Source organism: Streptococcus parasanguinis ATCC 15912, from assembly GCF_000164675.2.
GTDB classification, from domain to species: Bacteria; Bacillota; Bacilli; order Lactobacillales; family Streptococcaceae; genus Streptococcus; species Streptococcus parasanguinis.
The window spans coordinates 72918-91625 of sequence record NC_015678.1; the positions used below are offsets into that span (position 1 = coordinate 72918).

The 18708-nt window shown below is 43.1% G+C and carries 19 protein-coding genes; 15 read left to right on the forward strand and 4 right to left on the reverse strand.

Annotation, left to right across the window (positions count from 1 at the left end; all coding sequences use genetic code 11):
• Positions 1 to 31 precede the first annotated feature (31 nt).
• Positions 32 to 1306 carry a 2-hydroxycarboxylate transporter family protein gene (locus HMPREF0833_RS00450; protein WP_013903228.1) on the reverse strand — a complete coding sequence of 425 codons (1275 nt, stop codon included), beginning with the start codon at positions 1304 to 1306 and terminating at the stop codon, positions 32 to 34.
• A gap of 21 nt (positions 1307 to 1327) precedes the next feature.
• Positions 1328 to 2950 (reverse strand): malolactic enzyme, encoded by a 1623-nt coding sequence (locus HMPREF0833_RS00455; protein WP_003017582.1) that lies wholly within the window; start codon positions 2948 to 2950, stop codon positions 1328 to 1330.
• A gap of 172 nt (positions 2951 to 3122) precedes the next feature.
• Between HMPREF0833_RS00455 and HMPREF0833_RS00460 the strand changes: the two genes are divergently transcribed.
• The 14 genes from HMPREF0833_RS00460 (at position 3123) to metG (ending at position 16173) form a co-directional block, all read left to right on the forward strand.
• Positions 3123 to 4007: a LysR family transcriptional regulator gene (locus HMPREF0833_RS00460; protein WP_003017577.1), complete on the forward strand. Its 885-nt coding sequence runs from the start codon at positions 3123 to 3125 to the stop codon at positions 4005 to 4007.
• 152 nt (positions 4008 to 4159) lie between these two features.
• The gene (gene xseA / locus HMPREF0833_RS00465; RefSeq protein WP_003017588.1) at positions 4160 to 5500 is read left to right on the forward strand and encodes an exodeoxyribonuclease VII large subunit; all 1341 of its coding nucleotides are present in this window, start codon (positions 4160 to 4162) and stop codon (positions 5498 to 5500) included.
• The gene (locus HMPREF0833_RS00470) at positions 5478 to 5690 is read left to right on the forward strand and encodes an exodeoxyribonuclease VII small subunit (RefSeq protein ID WP_003006013.1); all 213 of its coding nucleotides are present in this window, start codon (positions 5478 to 5480) and stop codon (positions 5688 to 5690) included. The genes xseA and HMPREF0833_RS00470 overlap by 23 nt, the downstream gene beginning before the upstream one ends.
• Positions 5687 to 6562 (forward strand): polyprenyl synthetase family protein, encoded by an 876-nt coding sequence (locus HMPREF0833_RS00475; RefSeq protein ID WP_013903230.1) that lies wholly within the window; start codon positions 5687 to 5689, stop codon positions 6560 to 6562. Before HMPREF0833_RS00470 ends, HMPREF0833_RS00475 begins: the two co-directional genes overlap by 4 nt.
• A complete protein-coding gene (locus HMPREF0833_RS00480; protein WP_013903231.1) occupies positions 6555 to 7373 on the forward strand; it encodes a TlyA family RNA methyltransferase in 819 nt (272 codons plus the stop codon). Before HMPREF0833_RS00475 ends, HMPREF0833_RS00480 begins: the two co-directional genes overlap by 8 nt.
• Positions 7363 to 7797, forward strand: coding sequence for an arginine repressor (locus tag HMPREF0833_RS00485; protein WP_003012247.1), 435 nt, complete (start codon positions 7363 to 7365; stop codon positions 7795 to 7797). Before HMPREF0833_RS00480 ends, HMPREF0833_RS00485 begins: the two co-directional genes overlap by 11 nt.
• Positions 7798 to 7803: 6 nt before the next feature.
• Entirely contained in the window at positions 7804 to 9462 is a 1659-nt protein-coding gene (gene recN, locus HMPREF0833_RS00490) for a DNA repair protein RecN (RefSeq protein WP_013903232.1), read from the forward strand.
• A gap of 20 nt (positions 9463 to 9482) precedes the next feature.
• Positions 9483 to 10211: a metallophosphoesterase gene (locus HMPREF0833_RS00495; RefSeq protein WP_013903233.1), complete on the forward strand. Its 729-nt coding sequence runs from the start codon at positions 9483 to 9485 to the stop codon at positions 10209 to 10211.
• 88 nt (positions 10212 to 10299) lie between these two features.
• Positions 10300 to 11133: a DegV family protein gene (locus HMPREF0833_RS00500; protein WP_013903234.1), complete on the forward strand. Its 834-nt coding sequence runs from the start codon at positions 10300 to 10302 to the stop codon at positions 11131 to 11133.
• 111 nt (positions 11134 to 11244) lie between these two features.
• Positions 11245 to 11520, forward strand: coding sequence for an HU family DNA-binding protein (locus tag HMPREF0833_RS00505; protein ID WP_003017594.1), 276 nt, complete (start codon positions 11245 to 11247; stop codon positions 11518 to 11520).
• Positions 11521 to 12116: 596 nt separating this feature from the next.
• Complete coding sequence (locus HMPREF0833_RS00510; RefSeq protein WP_013903236.1) at positions 12117 to 12470, forward strand: hypothetical protein; 354 nt, start codon at positions 12117 to 12119, stop codon at positions 12468 to 12470.
• Between the two features lie 212 nt (positions 12471 to 12682).
• Positions 12683 to 13129 carry a Fur family transcriptional regulator gene (locus HMPREF0833_RS00515; protein ID WP_080559845.1) on the forward strand — a complete coding sequence of 149 codons (447 nt, stop codon included), beginning with the start codon at positions 12683 to 12685 and terminating at the stop codon, positions 13127 to 13129.
• A gap of 146 nt (positions 13130 to 13275) precedes the next feature.
• Positions 13276 to 13968: a phosphoglycerate mutase gene (locus HMPREF0833_RS00520; RefSeq protein ID WP_003012031.1), complete on the forward strand. Its 693-nt coding sequence runs from the start codon at positions 13276 to 13278 to the stop codon at positions 13966 to 13968.
• Between the two features lie 213 nt (positions 13969 to 14181).
• Positions 14182 to 16173 carry a methionine--tRNA ligase gene (metG, locus tag HMPREF0833_RS00525; RefSeq protein ID WP_013903238.1) on the forward strand — a complete coding sequence of 664 codons (1992 nt, stop codon included), beginning with the start codon at positions 14182 to 14184 and terminating at the stop codon, positions 16171 to 16173.
• Between the two features lie 278 nt (positions 16174 to 16451).
• Here the strand turns inward: metG and HMPREF0833_RS00530 are convergent, their stop codons facing one another.
• Positions 16452 to 16658: a helix-turn-helix domain-containing protein gene (locus HMPREF0833_RS00530; RefSeq protein ID WP_003006064.1), complete on the reverse strand. Its 207-nt coding sequence runs from the start codon at positions 16656 to 16658 to the stop codon at positions 16452 to 16454.
• Positions 16659 to 16668: 10 nt separating this feature from the next.
• Positions 16669 to 17190: a DUF2975 domain-containing protein gene (locus tag HMPREF0833_RS00535; protein WP_013903239.1), complete on the reverse strand. Its 522-nt coding sequence runs from the start codon at positions 17188 to 17190 to the stop codon at positions 16669 to 16671.
• A gap of 248 nt (positions 17191 to 17438) precedes the next feature.
• On the opposite strand from HMPREF0833_RS00535, the gene HMPREF0833_RS00540 reads away from it, so the two are divergent.
• The gene (locus HMPREF0833_RS00540) at positions 17439 to 18701 is read left to right on the forward strand and encodes a DUF6287 domain-containing protein (protein ID WP_013903240.1); all 1263 of its coding nucleotides are present in this window, start codon (positions 17439 to 17441) and stop codon (positions 18699 to 18701) included.
• The last annotated feature ends 7 nt before the right edge of the window (positions 18702 to 18708 follow it).

Below are 18708 nucleotides of genomic sequence, written 5' to 3' on the forward strand. Positions count from 1 at the left end.
AGACAAGTCCTGTGACTTGCCTTTTTCTTATTTAAGAGAGGACAGAAGCGAGGAGCCCTCCGAGAATGAGGATGATAGCCCCGCTGAGTCGGTTGGCCATTTGGGCGAAGGCGATCATTTCCATACGATCGGATGCGGAGAGAACAGCGATATTTCCGGTTCCTCCCATAGAGTTATTGATCATACCAGATCCGATAGCAGTCTCGACTGGATACAATCCAACCAGTTTTCCGATCAAAGCAGAAGCAAGCCCCATAGCTAGAACAGATGTCAAGCTTAGGAGAATGAATTGCCAGGTCATCGCCTTCGCTAGAGTTGAAAGGTCAATCAAGGAAAGACCGATCCCAGCTAGGACTGCATGGGTAAGGTTGGTCATAATGACTTGGTTGAACATGGCCACACAGTTTTCCAAAGGTTTTGGGACAGCATTGAAAGCTTTTAGGATAAAGACGATGATAATCATGAAGGCATAACTGTGGATTTTTGGAACAAAGGCATTGCAGATGACCCCGAGAAGAAAAATACTAAAGGCAAACATCATTCCAACTCCGATTTGGGTCGGATCAAGGGTGAGTTTTTCTTTCTTCAATTCATCTTTATTGACGGGGATCAAGACACCGTGACCATTGTAAGGACTGTCTGCAAAGACTTTGACGATCAAAACAGCTCCAATGATGGCAAGGATATTACCAAGTGTGGTAGCGGGTGCCAATTGAGAGAAGATAGCTGCTTGGCTTCCGTGGAGATTGGCAGCGTAGATCTTTGAAAGAGGCAGGATTCCAGCTCCCATTCCTCCGACCATTTGTGGGAAGGAAACATAGAGAATTGAATATCCAAATCCTTGTCCCAAAAGGCTTCCAACGATCCCAACAGAGAGAGCACCAACGACCATGGTGACCAAGGAAACAGGAATAAAGCGAGCGGAAGCTTTTACCAAGAGATTGCGATTCATCCCTAGAATAGCCCCACAAATCAAGGCTGCGATATAAAAATCCAGAAAGCCAAAGGAATCTCCCAAAAAGCCTTTGGTAGCTGTGATAATATTTGCTGGAATAACATGGAAGGTCGCTAGAAGAGTAGCTCCTAGTAGGGTGAAGACGGATCCCCCACCTAGGTAAGAATTCATGATTGGAAGTTTTTCACCGATAAAGTAGAGAAGGTGCCCCATGACGACCAAAAGGAGGGTTAATCCCAGCATATTGAGTGGGAGTTTCCCCATAGCAATCGTCACCGCGAGAACGATGACGATGAATGCATATAGAGGAAGACTGACACCGGAAATGTTGATTTCATTCAATTTTTTCATGGTTGTTCAGTCAGCTCCTTATTAGTATTTAGGATACCATTTAAGGTCACGTACAGCTTTGGCCATATCTGTTTCTTTAGCTTGTGCAAGCCCTTGTTCTTGAGCTTTCTTGGCAACAGCTTCTGCTACCTTGATAGATACGTCAGCTACATATTGGAATGGTGGAAGGACTGGCGCACCTGGTTGACCTGGATTGACAATACCTGACAATGAGTGAGCTGCTGCCCCGATCATTTCGTCTGTCAACAATTTGGCTTCAGAGGCCAACATACCAAGACCAAGACCTGGGTAGATCAAAGCGTTATTGGCTTGACCGATTTCATAATCCACACCTTTGTAGCTGATGGTTCCTGAAGGGACACCGGTAGCGACAAAGGCTTTACCGTCTGACCATTCGATGACTTGTTGGGCTGTTGCTTCCAATTTCTTGGTTGGGTTAGAAATTGGGAAGATAACTGGGCGTTCAGTGTTTTCACACATGGCTTCAACCACTTCTTTAGTGAAGGCACCTGGGTTTGTAGAAGTTCCAACCAAGATCGTTGGTTTCACTGTTTTGATCACTTCAAGAAGATTGGTCATATCGCCTTTACCTTCGAAGTCAGAACGTTTTTTAGCAAATGGTTTTTGAGCTGGTGTCAAATCTTCCATATCGTCAAACAAAAGACCTTGTTTATCGATCATGAAGAAACGTTTGTAAGCTTCTTCTGGAGAAAGACCTTCAGCAACCATTTCAGCGTGAACACGGTCTGCAATACCAGCACCAGCAGAACCACCACCATAGCAAAGGTAAACTTGGTCTGTCAATTTTTCACCAGTGATATCCATTGCTCCAAAGATACCACCCAAGACAACGATACCAGTTCCTTGAATATCATCGTTGAAAGTTGGGATTTCTTTCTTGTAACGGTTCAAGATATCAGCCGCATTTGAACGACCGAAGTCTTCCCAGTGAAGGTACAATTTAGGGAAAAGTTTTCCAGCTGTTTGAACGAATTGATCGATAAAGGCATCGTATTTTTCACCACGAACACGTTCATGACGATTCCCCAGATACATTGGATTGTTTAACAATTCTTCACGGTTGGTACCAGCATCGATGACAAGAGGCATAACGCAAGCTGGATCAATTCCGGCTGCAGCAGTGTAGACCATGAGTTTCCCGACAGAGATATCAACCCCTTGGACACCCCAGTCACCAATACCGAGGATTCCTTCTGCATCAGTTGCAACGATCAAGCGGATATCGCGATCGCCAGCTGCATTTTTCAACGTTTCTTCGATATTTTCTGGGTGGTTAATATCAAGGTAAGCGGCATATTGTGGGTCTACAAAGAGTTCAGAATATTGTTCAATGGTGTCTGCGATCACTGGATCATAGACGATTGGGTTGAACTCAACGATGTGTTGGTTAAAGAGGTAGTAGAAAAGAGTACGGTTTGTATTGAAAATTTCCATCAAGAAAAGACGTTTTTCAAGGTCTGATGGTTTGCGCAAGAAATGTTGGTAAGCTTGTTCAGCTTGTTCTTCGATGGTTTGAACATATGGAGGAAGAAGACCGATCAGGCCAAGTTCTTTACGTTCTTCCATTGTGAAAGCAGTTCCTTTATTTAAGAAAGGATTGTTTAAAATTTCATGTGATTTCATTGCGAAATACTCCTCATAAATAATTTATCTGTAAGATTTTTTCTCACGCAAGCCATTATAGTCTTCTGTAATTCTTATAGTCAACTTCCCTTGTCCTTATAAAAAAATTTTATAAGTAAGAATTTTGTGTTAGAATGAAGGAAATGGAAATTGTAGAAATAGAGGGATAGAGATGAATATCCGAGACTTGGAATATTTTTATCAACTGTCGAAATTAAAGTCTTATACTGATGTGGCGCATTATTTTCAAGTGAGTCAACCGACTGTGACCTATGCCATCAAGCGTTTGGAGGATCACTATGCTTGTCAGTTGGTAGAAAAATCGTCTTCTAATCGTGTTTTGCACCTAACTCAGCCGGGGAAGGTTTTAGCCAATCATGCGCGAGAAGTTTTAATCGAAATTGAAAAGACAGAAAAAGCTGTTGAACGAAGTAAAAAGAATCTGTTGCGCATTGGACTACCGCCATTGATCACCAGCGATATCATGAAAAAATTTGGGACGCATGATGAAGAGCTTGAGATTTTTCGTCAATCACAATTGGTGCAATTAGGTTCCAGGGATTTGATGCGTTTATTGGTGTGTGGAGATTTAGATTTTAGTCTATTGGGAAGCTTAGAGCCCATTTCGCACGCGCATTTGACCAGTCAGCTCCTGTATAAAAAAGAATTTTTTGTGATTGTTTCAAAGGATCATCCACTAGCAGATCGCAAGGAAATTTCTTTTAAAGAGGTGTTAGAGGAGACCTTCATTCTGTTAGATGAGCATCATGTGCACATGACGGCTTTTAAACGCTTGAATGCTCGCTTTGATGATTTGGCCCAGTCTACTGTTGTCTTGACCGATTCCAACTTGGTCTTGAGTTTCATTGAAGAAAATTTGGGAATTGGTCTCATGACCGATCTGACTCTCTTTCCAGAATATCCAAATGTTGTCAAAATTCCGCTGGTTGAAGAGGAAAAAACAGTCTTCTATATTAGCTATGCCTATCCAAATGAAGGGGAACCCCAAGCGCTTCTTAGCTCCTTTATTGAACGGTTAGAGAAGTGTGAAAAATAAGGATGCTGGTGTCAAACAGACAAATAGAGAGCAACTTGAATAAAATGAGGCTTGTAGAGAAAGGAAATTCATGATTTCGCTTTGTCTGCCAGCCTTTTTTGGTGTTTTTTGGTATAATTAAACTTGATCATATTCTGCAGAAAGGAGTTCCTATGTCCAACTATTTATCCGTATCAAGTTTGACCAAATATTTGAAATTAAAATTTGATAAGGATCCCTATTTGGAAAGGGTTTATCTGACAGGGCAGGTCTCCAATTTCCGAAAACGTCCCAACCACCAGTATTTTTCATTAAAGGATGAAAAAGCGGTTATTCAGGCGACGGTCTGGGCTGGGGTTTATCGAAGCTTTGGTTTTGAGCTAGAAGAAGGCATGAAGATCAACGTCATCGGTCGCATTCAGCTTTATGAACCAAGTGGGAGTTATTCCATTGTCATTGAAAAGGCTGAGCCAGATGGGGTAGGGGCCTTGGCCATCCAATTTGAGCAACTCAAGAAAAAGTTGACCGAAGAAGGTCTCTTTCAGGATCAGTGGAAGCAAGCTCTGCCACAGTTTCCAAGAAAGATCGGGGTCATCACCAGTCAAAGTGGGGCCGTGATCCGCGATATTATCACAACGGTGAGCCGACGCTTCCCTGGTGTAGAGATTGTGCTCTACCCGACCAAGGTTCAGGGGGAAGGCGCATCTAGTGAGGTGGTTGCTAATATTCAAAGGGCTAACCAACGGGATGATTTGGATGTCTTGATTATCGGTCGTGGGGGTGGTTCGATTGAAGACCTCTGGGCCTTTAATGAAGAAGCGGTGGTGCGAGCCATCTTTGAATCGCGGATTCCGATTATCTCCAGTGTTGGACATGAGACAGATACGACTCTAGCCGATTTTGTAGCAGACCGTCGAGCCGCTACTCCGACAGCCGCTGCTGAATTGGCCACTCCAGTAACCAAGTTGGATCTCTTGTCCCATTTACAAAAGCAGGAAAATCGCATGGCAACAGCTATGTCCAATCGCTTGGCCTATAATCGTGAACGCTTGGCCAAATTAAGTCAATCGGTTATTTTTAGACAGCCTGAAAGACTCTATGATGGCTACCTGCAAAAGATTGACCAGTTGCAATTACGATTAAAACAAGGGATGCGCGATGCTTATGGACAAGGGGCGAATCAGCTGCAAGGTCTGCGTCATCGCCTAGAAGCTACGTCTCCTTTGCATCGTATTGAGCGCTACCAAGATCGCCTGCTCCAAGATAAGAGAATCTTAACCAACCGAATGGAACAAGTTTTAAAAGAGCAAAAAATCAAGGTGCAAGGCTTATCAGAAGCTCTCTTGATGCTCGATACGAGTCGGATTATTGCGCGTGGCTATGCCATGGTTAAGCAAGACGATCAGGTCCTAGACTCGGTTGCGAAAGTAAAAGAAGGGGACCCGCTATCACTCATCATGAGAGATGGCCAGTTAGAAGTAGAGGTAAAACATGTCGAAAGAAAAGAAATTTGAAGAAAATTTAGCAGATTTGGAAGCCATCGTCCAAAAATTGGAGAGTGGAGATGTGGCTCTTGAAGAAGCCATTACAGAATTCCAAAAAGGAATGAAGTTGTCAAAAGAATTGCAAGATACCTTGGATCAAGCAGAGAAAACCTTGGTCAAGGTCATGCAAGCAGATGGTACTGAAGCGGATCTAGCATGAGACAAGAAGAAAAACGAAATAGAGTAGAGAAAGCGGTTCGCTCTTTTTATGAGGAGAAAGCCGTTGCCCCCCATTTAGTGGAGTCGGTCCTTTATTCGATCCAGGCAGGTGGAAAACGCCTGCGCCCATTGCTCCTTCTAGAATTGTTAGAGGCCTTCGGACTGGAATTGACGGAGGCTCACTTTCAAGTGGCAGGAGCTTTGGAGATGATCCATACAGGAAGCCTTATTCACGATGATCTGCCTGCCATGGACAATGACGATTACCGTCGGGGGCAATTGACCAATCATAAGAAATTCGGAGAAGCCCTGGCGATTTTAGCAGGGGATGCGCTTTTTCTCGATCCCTTTGGGATGATAGTTGCGAGTGCCCTTCCTGATGCGGTCAAGGTCTCTTTGATTCTTGAATTGTCAGATGCTTCCGGTAGTCGTGGAATGGTAGCTGGCCAAGTCCTTGACATGGAAGGGGAGCACAAACAGCTCACACTAGCAGAGTTGCAGACCATCCATGCTAATAAGACAGGACGCCTCCTTGCCTATCCTTTCATCGCAGCAGGTTTGATTTTAGAGTTGCAAGCAGACATTGGTCAGCTCTTAGAAAAAATCGGGAAAAAATTAGGCCTGGCTTTTCAAGTACGGGATGATATTTTGGATTTGGTAGCTGATTTTGAAGCTCTGGGCAAGACTCCTCAAAAGGACTTAGTAGCTGAAAAATCGACCTATCCAGCCCTGTTGGGATTGGAAGAATCGAAAGCTTTGCTGACAAGTGAATTAGATGCTTGCGAAGACTTGTTGGATCAGATTACAGTTGCTTGCGACTTTGATCCGCAAGCAATCAAGAACTTAATAGAAGGATTACGAATAGATGGCTAAGGAAAGAGTAGATGTATTAGCCTATAAACAAGGCCTATTTGATACCCGCGAACAAGCCAAAAGAGGAGTGATGGCAGGTCTTGTCGTTGCCGTTATCAATGGTGAGCGTTTCGATAAACCGGGTGAAAAAATTGATGAAGCGACCGAGTTGAAATTAAAGGGTGAAAAGCTCAAGTATGTCAGCCGCGGTGGACTCAAATTAGAAAAAGCCCTGAACCAATTTGGTTTATCTGTAGAGGGTAAAATTGCGATTGATATCGGGGCTTCTACAGGTGGCTTTACAGATGTCATGCTGCAAAACGGAGCCAGCCAGGTCTTTTCGGTGGATGTCGGGACCAATCAGTTGGCCTGGAAATTGCGCAATGATCCTCGGGTGGTCTCGATGGAGCAGTTCAATTTCCGCTATGCCGAGCCAGATGATTTTGAAGCGACACCGAGCTTTGCGAGTATCGATGTCAGCTTTATTTCCTTGGACTTGATTCTGCCAGCCCTTCACCGGATTTTGGCAGAAAATGGACAAGTCGTGGCCTTGGTGAAACCTCAGTTTGAGGCAGGACGCGAGCAGATCGGGAAAAATGGGATCATTAAGGATCCTAAGATTCATTTAGCCGTTCTTGAAAAGGTCGCTGCTTTTGCAGGGACACATGGCTTTGCGGTAATGGGAGTAGATTATTCCCCTATCCAAGGAGGCCATGGCAACATCGAATTTTTGATGTATCTAGAAAAAAAAGAAGAGAAAACAAAGCCAACTACAGAGCAGCTGGAGGCTGTTGTGGAGCTGGCACACAAGGAATTTAAACATGAAGAGTAAGAATATTAGATTAGAAAAAATTCGCCGCTTCATTCGCGATCATGAAGTGGGGACGCAAGAAGAGATCGTCGAACATTTGAAAGAAGAAGGCATCTCAGCAACCCAAGCGACGGTGTCACGGGATATCAAAGAATTGGGCATCGTAAAACGCCCTCTAAAAGACATGACCTATGTCTATGAATTGCCGCGTAAGCACCACCAAGGGATCGGGATGATCGAAAGCAATATCTTGTCTCATCGTCGGATGGGAGAATATGTCAATTTCACCATGGTTCCAGGTACGGCTCCTTTAGTCAAACGTCGCTTGCGAGAGATTTATAAGGATCATATCTTTAGTATTGTTGCAGATGATGATACAATCTTGCTGATCGCCTATTCAGCTCCAGAAGCAGAGAATATCCTCAAATCAATCTTTGGGTGGTAAGAGCCTATGCTATTAGAAATTTCGATTAAGAACTTTGCCATTATCGAAGAGATTTCCTTAAATTTTGAAAAGGGAATGACGGTACTGACAGGGGAAACGGGTGCTGGTAAATCCATCATCATCGATGCCATGAACATGATGCTGGGAAGTCGTGCAACGACCGATGTCATTCGACACGGAGCCCCAAAAGCAGAAATCGAAGGTCTCTTCACCGTTGAGAACAATCGCCACTTGACGGCTCTCTTTGAAGAACAAGGACTAGAGTGGACCGATGAATTGATCATTCGCCGAGAGATCTTGCAAAATGGACGAAGTGTCAGCCGGATCAATGGTCAGATGGTGAATTTATCGGTCTTAAAGGCAGTCGGCCAACATTTGGTGGACATTCATGGCCAGCATGATCAGGAAGAACTTATGCGGCCCCAACTGCATATCGCTATGCTGGATGAATTTGGAGATGCAGCCTTTTTCCAAACCAAAGACGCGTATCGTCAAACCTTTGAAGACTACAAACGGCTGCGCAAACAAGTAGTGGAACTCCAGCGCAACCAGCAGGAAAATAAGGCCCGTATTGAGATGTTGGAGTTTCAAATTGCAGAGATTGAGGCAGCTGCCTTGGAAGTGGATGAGGACGTGCGTCTGGAGCAAGAACGCCAACGCCTGCTCAATCATAAGATGATCGCTGATACCCTAACCAATGCCTATACCATGCTGGATGCAGAAGAGTTTTCGAGCCTCTCCAATGTTCGCTCAGCCATGAATGATCTGGAGAGCATCGAGGAATATGATCCCAGCTACAAAGAGCTCTCAAGCCAGTTATCTGAAACCTTCTATGCCCTTGAGGATATTACCAAGCGCTTAGAAGATGTGGTCGATGGTCTGGAGTTTGATGGCAATCGCCTCATGCAGGTGGAATCGCGTTTGGATTTGATCCACTCCATCACGCGCAAGTATGGTGGCCAAGTCAAGGACGTCTTGGAGTACCTGGCACAAATCACCAAAGAATATAACCTCCTCACCGGAAGTGACCTCTCGTCTGAGGACTTGGAAAAAGAACTCAAACGTTTGGAAAAGAGTTTGGTCACCTTGGCTCAAGATTTGAGTGATCAGCGGCATGCCCTGGCCCAAGCTTTGGAAAATGAAATCCAGCAAGAATTGGCAGATCTCTACATGGACAAGGCGCGTATCCAAGTACGTTTTAGCAAGGCTAAGTTTAATCGTGAGGGAAATGAAGCTGTCGAATTTTATATTTCGACCAACCCAGGTGAGGACTTTAAACCCCTTGTCAAGGTAGCATCCGGCGGAGAATTGTCACGCTTGATGTTGGCCATTAAGTCGGCTTTTTCTCGAAAAGAAGGAAAAACCAGTATTGTCTTTGACGAGGTAGATACAGGAGTCTCTGGGCGCGTGGCTCAAGCCATCGCAGCGAAAATTCATAAGATTGGTCAAAATGGCCAAGTGCTTGCCATTTCTCACCTGCCTCAAGTCATTGCTGCAGCAGATTATCAATTCTATATTGAGAAAATCAGTGATGAACACTCAACCGTATCCACAGTACGTTTGCTCAATAGAGAAGAACGAATCGAAGAAATTGCCAAGATGCTCGCAGGAGAGGATCTAACGGAGGCTGCCCGTCAACAAGCAGAGCAACTTCTCAAGCGTTAAGAGAAAGAAGGTTTGAAATAATGTCAACATACTTTGTAGTCGGAGATATTCACGGGAAAGCACAAATGCTAGAAGAGCTCATGACAGAGTGGGATGGAAAAGCTCAATTGGTCTTTTTAGGGGATTTGATGGATCGAGGCGAAAACAGCAAACGATCGATTGAAATCGTAAAAGACTATGTAGACCATCACGGAGCTGTTTGCCTTTCCGGGAATCACGAGTACATGTTTTTAGCTTGGTTGGACAATCCAGAAGAGCGTTATGATCACTACCGAAGAAATGGCGGCGATACGACCATTAACTCTCTGTTAGGCCGGCCACTCGATGCTCCTGTAGATGGAATTGTGGATGCGCAAGCAGTGGAGAGTACCGTCCCTGACTTGGTGGCCTTCATCCGCAGTCTGCCCTTTGACTATGAGACAGAGACCTATTATTTTGTCCATGCTGGTGTGGATCTAACCCTTGAAAATTGGCGGGAAACCAGTGATTACCAAAAAGTCTGGATCCGAAAACCATTCCATGAAGCGGAGAATCATACAGGCAAATGGATCGTCTTTGGCCATACACCAGTCTATGGACTGCTCAATGAGCCGGTCGGTACTGAAAATCTTTGGATTTCAGATCAGAAGATGGGTGTCGATGGAGGCGCAGTCTATGGTGGAGTCCTCCATGGATTGCTCTTGGATGATCAAGGCATTGTCCATGACCATGTCCTTCACAATACAGGTTTTTCTGCTGCAGACGATTGAGGAAGCAGGAATGGATATCTTTCACTGCAAAACCCTGTGTTTTTTGATATAATAAAAGCAGAACATTCTAGGAAGAGTATAGGAATATATGGCAAATATTAAAATAGTTACAGACTCATCTATTACAATTGAGCCTGAAGTGGTTGAAGAATATGGCATTACCATTGTGCCGCTTTCTGTTATGGTGGATGGAGTTCTTTATTCTGACAGTGAGTTGGGTGAAGGGGACTTCTTGCGCTTAATGCAATCTAGCAAAAATCTTCCAAAGACCAGCCAACCACCTGTTGGAGTCTTTGCGGAGATTTATGAAGACTTAGCACTGGATGGATCTCATATCGTTTCGATTCACATGTCCCATGCCTTGTCAGGAACAGTAGAGGCAGCTCGCCAAGGGGCAACCTTGTCAGGAGCAGATGTGACCGTGATTGATAGTGGCTTTACAGACCAAGCCATGAAGTTTCAAGTGGTTGAGGCAGCTAAGTTGGCTAAAGAAGGAGCAGATCTAGACACTATTTTAGCTCGTATCGAAGAAGTCAAAGAAAAAACTGAATTGTACATTGGCGTATCTACCTTGGAAAATCTAGTTAAAGGTGGTCGGATTGGCCGTGTTACCGGACTTTTGAGCTCGCTTCTTAACATCCGTGTGGTGATGGAAATGAAGGACCATCACTTGGAACCAATCGTCAAGGGACGTGGAAACAAGACCTTTAAGAAATGGTTGGATGAATTGGTAGAGAAACTATCCCACAGCAAGGTAGCTGAGATCGGGATTTCTTATGCAGGAACACCGGAGTGGGCCAATGAAATGAAGGCTCAGTTGCAATCACTCGTTGAAAAAGCAATCCCTGTTTTAGAAACCGGCTCGATTATTCAAACCCATACAGGGGAGAATGCATTTGCGGTTTTGGTACGCTACCAATAAGCTCTAATAAAAGTTCGAAAAAACAGGTTTAGTACTTGACCTAAAGGTTTTTTTTAGATATGATAATACTGTTAAGGCGTGAAGCCTAAAAAATATTGGAGGATTTGTTAAATGGCTAACAAACAAGATTTGATCGCAAAAGTGGCAGAAGCTACAGAATTGACTAAGAAAGATTCAGCAGCAGCAGTTGACGCTGTATTTGCAGCAGTTTCAGAATACCTTTCAAAAGGTGAAAAAGTTCAATTGATCGGTTTTGGTAACTTTGAAGTTCGTGAACGTGCAGCTCGTAAAGGTCGCAACCCACAAACTGGTAAAGAAATTGAAATCGCAGCTTCTAAAGTTCCAGCATTCAAAGCTGGTAAAGCTCTTAAAGAAGCAGTTAAATAATTGCATTTTGAAAAGCCATCCTAGATTTCTAGGGTGGTTTTTTTGTTGGACAGCTCTATAGGATAAGGATATAATAGGAAAAAAGAAAGAGAGAGAAAAGACCATGCGATTCATTTTAGGACTCTTTGCCTTGTTGTTTATCCGACCTATTTTCTATCTATTGAAAGGGTTGTGGTTTGTACTGGAATTTTGCTTTATGATCCTCGTGGTTAAGATGATCCTAGGAACCGTACGCTGGATGACCAGTTGGATCGGCTGAGCGGGGAGAGAGGAATTTATTAAATGTTACGTTACGTAGTAGAATTAAGTTTGATGCTTAATTCTTTTTTTATAAAAAATTTCACTAAATAAGAATTATTTTCAAAAAATACTTTTTTTTTTAGCAACCATAGTATAATACTGTGGAGCATGAAAGTAAAGTAGGAAAGGGAGCAATTAAGAAAAGTTTATATTGGTTGTCTGTATTACTATATGTAATTTGGAAAAGTTCAAATTAATACTTGTATATAAGATATTTTGGTAACCATGTAGGACATATATTATATAATCAATAAAATTTAGTTAGTTCTAAATGTATAAAATAGGAGAAAAGTAAGATGAAAACAAAAACTTTGGCACTTTTTAGCGGAATTATAGGTTTAGTTGGTGGTATTTTACTATTAGTTGGGCCATTCTTTATTCTTGGTACTGCAGCTGCTACAGCTAGTTCAGATGCAACTGCTGGATCAATTCTTTTATTAAATGCTTTGAAAATTGCAAATCTAGTATTGGGAATTATTACAATTGTTTATTACAAAGGTGATGAGCGAGTAGGTGTTGCTCCTTCAGTGCTACTGATTGTAGGTGGATCTGTTGCGATTATCCCATTCTTAGGATGGATTGGTGGTATCATCGTATTGATTGGTGGTTCATTATTCCTCGGTTCTCTTAAAAAATTTAAAACTAATTAATTAGTTTTATTTTTGAGATAAAAAGTCGTATATAGACACGTGAATCAATGTCCGCTGGACATGAACTTGCTTCTCCGTTTTCAGGCTCGTGAAAAAAATGTCCACTGGACATTTTTTTTTAATTAAAAGCATTCTAAATAGTGATTTATTTTGAAACATGCTATAATAGGGGTAACGAATCGATTAAATCATATTGGAAAGGGGGAAACATAGTGAACGCATTGCATCGTCATGAAGAAGAGCGCGTGGAAGAAGTCTTGCAAAATTTGCGTGCCAAGGGCATTCGGATTACTGATACCCGCAGAGCAGTTCTTTCCTATTTAGTGGCGAGTCATGAACATCCAAGCGCTGAGAAGATCTATCGCGATTTATTGCCTCAGTTTCCAAGCATGAGTTTAGCAACTGTCTACAACAATATCAAGGTTTTAATTGATGAGGGAGTTGTCTCTGAGATCAAGGTTCGCAATGATACCACGACCTATTTTGATTTCATGGGGCATGACCATTTGAATGTGGTGTGTGAAAAATGTGGTCGTATCGCAGATGTGGACATTGAAGTACCAGATCTTCGCGAAGAAGCAGCGAGTCAAAGTGGTTACCAGATCACCAAGACCCAGATGACGGTCTATGGCATTTGCCCCGACTGTCAAAAACAATGATAAAGACATTCCATTAGAGCCGTCAGGCTCTTTTTTGTGAGAAATTGCACTTTTCTATGGTCGCCACTAGATTTTTTACTGAAAATCTAGTAGAATAAAATAGATAAACGGGGGAAACCTCGGAGAATAAAAAGGAGATCCATCTAATGGTAAAATTGGTTTTTGCTCGCCACGGTGAGTCTGAATGGAACAAAGCTAACCTTTTCACTGGTTGGGCTGATGTTGATTTGTCTGAAAAAGGTACACAACAAGCGATCGACGCTGGTAAATTGATCAAAGAAGCTGGTATCGAATTTGACCAAGCTTACACTTCAGTATTGAAACGTGCGATCAAAACTACTAACTTGGCTCTTGAAGCTTCTGACCAATTGTGGGTTCCAGTTGAAAAATCATGGCGTTTGAACGAACGTCACTACGGTGGTTTGACTGGTAAAAATAAAGCAGAAGCTGCTGAACAATTTGGTGATGAACAAGTTCACATCTGGCGTCGTTCTTACGATGTATTGCCTCCTGCAATGGACCGTGATGATGAACACTCAGCACACACTGACCGTCGTTACGCTTCACTTGACGATTCAGTGATTCCAGATGCTGAAAACTTGAAAGTGACTTTGGAACGTGCCCTTCCATTCTGGGAAGATAAAATCGCTCCAGCTCTTAAAGACGGTAAAAACGTATTCGTAGGAGCACACGGTAACTCAATCCGTGCCCTTGTAAAACACATCAAACAATTGTCAGACGACGAAATCATGGATGTGGAAATCCCTAACTTCCCACCATTGGTATTCGAATTTGACGAAAAATTGAACGTTGTAAAAGAATACTATCTTGGAAAATAAAAATATCCAGTGGATATTTTTATCCCGAGCCTGAAAACGCAAAAGCGACGCAATTATAACGGGATTTGTTATCCATACAAAAAGCTGACTTTGGTCAGCTTTTTTGCTTGCCTTCCTTAGATCCTAGCTGGTTTTTGGTTTTCAGGGACTCCTAAAAATGATATAATGAAGTGTTATTACATAAGGTTTCATTAGCCTTGAAAGGAAAAGAAAATGACAAAATCATTCTACATCACAACCCCTATCTATTACCCATCTGGTAAATTGCATATTGGTTCAGCTTATACAACGATCGCCTGTGACGTCTTGGCGCGTTACAAACGCATGATGAACTACGATGTCTTCTACCTGACTGGTCTCGATGAGCATGGTCAAAAGATCCAACAAAAAGCAGAAGAAGCTGGGATTACGCCGCAAGCTTATGTAGATGGGATGGCAGTTGGAGTGAAAGAACTCTGGCAATTACTCGATATCTCATATGATAAATTCATCCGTACGACAGACGATTACCATGAAAAAGTGGTGGCTCAGGTCTTTGAACGTTTGCTTGCGCAAGACGATATCTACCTGGGTGAGTACTCTGGCTGGTATTCAGTCTCTGATGAAGAGTTCTTTACAGAAAGCCAATTGGCTGAGGTTTACCGTGATGAGAATGGCAAGGTTATCGGTGGGGTAGCCCCATCAGGCCACGAAGTAGAATGGGTTTCTGAAGAATCTTACTTCCTTCGCCTCAGCAAATACCAAGACCGTTTGGTGGAATTTTTCAAATCACAACCTGATTTCATCACGCCAGATGGCCGTCTCAATGAAATGTTGAAAAACTTCATCGAGCCAGGTTTGGAAGACTTGGCTGTATCTCGGACCACCTTTACCTGGGGAGTTCCAGTTCCATCTAATCCAAAACACGTGGTCTATGTATGGATCGATGCCCTTCTTAACTATGTGACCGCTCTTGGTTACGGTCAAGATGATCATGAAAACTTTGACAAATTCTGGAACGGAACCGTCTTCCACATGGTTGGAAAAGACATCCTTCGTTTCCACTCTATCTACTGGCCAATCCTTCTTATGATGTTGGATATCAAATTGCCAGAACGTTTGATTGCCCATGGTTGGTTTGTCATGAAAGACGGCAAGATGTCGAAGTCTAAAGGGAATGTCATCTACCCAGAAATGTTGGTGGAACGCTTCGGCTTGGATCCACTTCGTTACTACCTCATGCGCAGTTTGCCAGTTGGTTCAGATGGGACTTTCACACCAGAAGACTACGTGGCTCGCAACAACTATGAATTGGCCAATGACCTTGGAAACCTCCTCAATCGGACGGTAGCCATGATCAATAAATACTTTGGTGGTCAAGTTCCGGCTTATGTCGAAAATGTCACAGCATTTGATGCAGATTTGGCTAAGGTGGTCGAAGAAAGTATTGCAGAGTACCACAAGCAAATGAATGCGGTTGATTACCCACGCGCTTTGGAGGCGGTATGGAATATTATCTCTCGGACTAACAAATACATCGATGAGACTGCTCCATGGGTACTCGCTAAAGAAGATGGCGACAAGGAACAATTGGTAGCAGTGATGGCTCACTTAGCAGCTAGCCTTCGTGTTGTGGCTCACTTGATCCAACCATTCATGATGAATACCTCAAATGCCATCATGGAACAACTTGGCTTGGACTTGGACTTCGATCTTGAAAACTTGACCCTAGCAGGATTCCCTGAAAATGTCACAGTAGTTGCCAAAGGAACTCCAATTTTCCCACGCCTGGACATGGATGAAGAAATTGCCTACATCCAATCTCAAATGACTGCTGGTAAACCACAAGAAAAAGAATGGATTCCAGAAGAAGTGGAACTCAAGTCTGAAAAAGATGAGATCAAATTTGAAGACTTTGACAAGGTTGAAATCCGTGTAGCAGAAGTCAAAGAAGTGGAACGCGTTGAAGGATCAGACAAACTGCTTCGCTTCCGTCTTGACGCTGGTGACGGTGAAGATCGTCAAATCCTCTCAGGAATCGCGAAATTCTATCCGAATGAACAAGAATTGGTCGGCAAGAAAGTACAAATCGTGGCCAACCTTAAACCACGTAAGATGATGAAGAAATATGTCAGCCAAGGTATGATTCTTTCAGCTGAACACGGAGATCAATTAACAGTCTTAACTGTTGATCCATCTGTTCCAAATGGAAGCATTATTGGCTAAATGATAGACAAAGAAAAAGCTCTCCTGGAAGGGAGGGCTTTTGTTGTGACGATATAGTTCCCATCATTGAGTTTTACAAGGATGGTAGATGAGTCCTATTAGTAATGAATATTAATGGAGACTTCCGCAGTGAGAAAAGAGTCTGAAACGGTATCGTTTCAGACTCTCAGAAGATTTGAGACAGTGGGCTCAAATCTTAGGTATGGAATCCCAAAGGGATTCGCTACCGTCCGTCCTCACCTAAGGAAGGTCTCCAATTATATTTTTAAATATATGTCCTATTCATCCGGCCGGTATTCTAGGATATCTCCTGGCTGGCAGTCGAGTTCTTTGCAGATGGCTTCAAGGGTGGTGAAGCGGATGGCTTTGGCCTTGCCGGTCTTGAGAATGGAGAGGTTGGCTGTCGTGATGCCGATTTTGTCGGCTAGCTCATTGGATTTCATTTTTCGCTTGGCCAGCATGACATCTAGATTGACGATAATCATGGCACCCTCCTTAAATGGTTAGCTCATTTTCTTCAGCGATCTCAATCCCTCTCTCTAAAATCTTGCCAAGGACCCAGACAATTGGGACAGCAAGAAGAAGTCCCGTGTCAAAGGTAAATTGGAAGGTGAAGGGAAGGAGATAAGCATTGCCGCTGGTCTCAAGTGTACCAGACATAAAGGACAAGACCAAGAGAATCTTCCAAGCTCGGTTGCAAAGATCAATGTTGGAGTGAGAAAAGATCTTTTCTTGGTAGAGATTTTGGAGGAAGCTGCGAATGGTGATGAGAAGGTAAATATAGATAGCGCTTGAGGCTAGTGGGAAGAGTAACTGCCAGAGGGGTTGCGGATGTTTGGGGAAGAGCTGGATCCCATTCACATCAAAGGACAAGCGACCTGATTGAATGAGATCTTTGAAAAGCCCCATCCGTGAAAGCAGGTGGACGACCAGTGCAGCTAAAGTCATAAAGCCACAGAAGTAAATGAAAGCCGTTAAGACTTCAATGACATTTTTTAAGTTTTTTGAGTTTTTCATCGCAAGCCTCCTTGAAGTTTATTTATTTTTCACTTATAGTATACTCCTTATAAAAAATTAGTCAACGAAAAAGTATCGAAAAACGATAAAAAAATAACGATAAACAAAATATTGTTTTTGAAAAACAGGTATTCTCCGCTAAAACTAGTCAGTTTAAGCCTGGAAAACCACTACATAGAGGGGAATTTTACTATACTTTCGATTTAGGGTATACTAGTGTAAAGATCTTATTCCATGGAGGTAGTAAAATGAATCTTAAGTGGAAGAAAAAATACCTGGGGCCGATTTTGGGGCTGGTCGGAGCAGCTGTTCTGATCGGAGGAGTCTATCTCTACTCTAGTTCCAACATCCAACCAGACCATCAAAAGGAATTTAAGCAGACCAGCAAGAAGGTCACTAAGCCAAAGGAAAAAGCCATTGACTTGAGTGGTGACTATGTCTCTAATGAACGGGATGAAGCCAAAATCGAGAAAAAAGGCAAGGCCTGGAAGATCGATTACCAAACGGCTGATGGCAAGGTATCCGCTGAATTTAGCACGGATTGGAAGGTCGAAGGATCTAATAAAGTTTCGACAGGCAAGATGAAAAAGTCCGATGGCAATACAGACTTTATAGTCACTGTTCGTGTCTTCAAATACAAGACAGATAAGAAGCCTTTGATCACGGTGACCATGTCTGACAAAAATCCCGACCACGAGATGGTCTTTGCCAACCGGGAGGATTTTTTCAAATCGACAGATCCCAATGATGTCGTCCTTGATGGCAATCTCTCACCGTTTGAAGGTGCTTATTCCAATGATACCTATGAAAAGGAAATCGCAGATTCCGGTTTTAAACTTTATGGCTATACTCCAGAAGAATATTACCAAAACAAGACCAATGCCTTTCCAAGTATTGTAAATGGGGAGACTGGCTGGACTTTCTGGAGTGGAGGCACTCGGGCAAGTTACTTGTTCAATAAAGAAAAAGAGCCCAAGAAGCGAAAAGGTTATTATGAAGTTTATTTCACTGGGGCCAATGCGACTGCGATCCAAGGGCAAGAGCAAACCTTGTACTTGATCCCAGCGGGTGTGACAGGTCCTGATGGAGTAGCTTCCCAAGAACGTCGGATTCTCTTTGGGGATGTGGCCTACCGTGATTACCATCTAGAGTGGTGGAAAGCTTACCCACAACCGAAAAAAGAGAAAGACTTGGATATTGCGGCCATTAACGGAGGCGACTTCTCAAGCTTAGCTGGAACCTGGCGCAATGGCAAAGGAGCTGAGATCGTCATCCAAGCAGACGGAAAAGTTAAGGGCCAAGGCAGCCTCAAGGCTGTTGCGGACTCGGATAAGAAGAGCAAGATCCCTTACGTTGAGATGAAGATGGGTGAGACCGGTGCTGCGATTGGACTTCTGAAAATTGGTTTCCAAAATCCAGATGGAGACCAGTCTGATACCAGCAAGCCACGTCTAGTGGTCACTCAATCTGCAGGCAACTACCCAGCTGATCAATATTTCTACCGTCAATAAAAAAGGA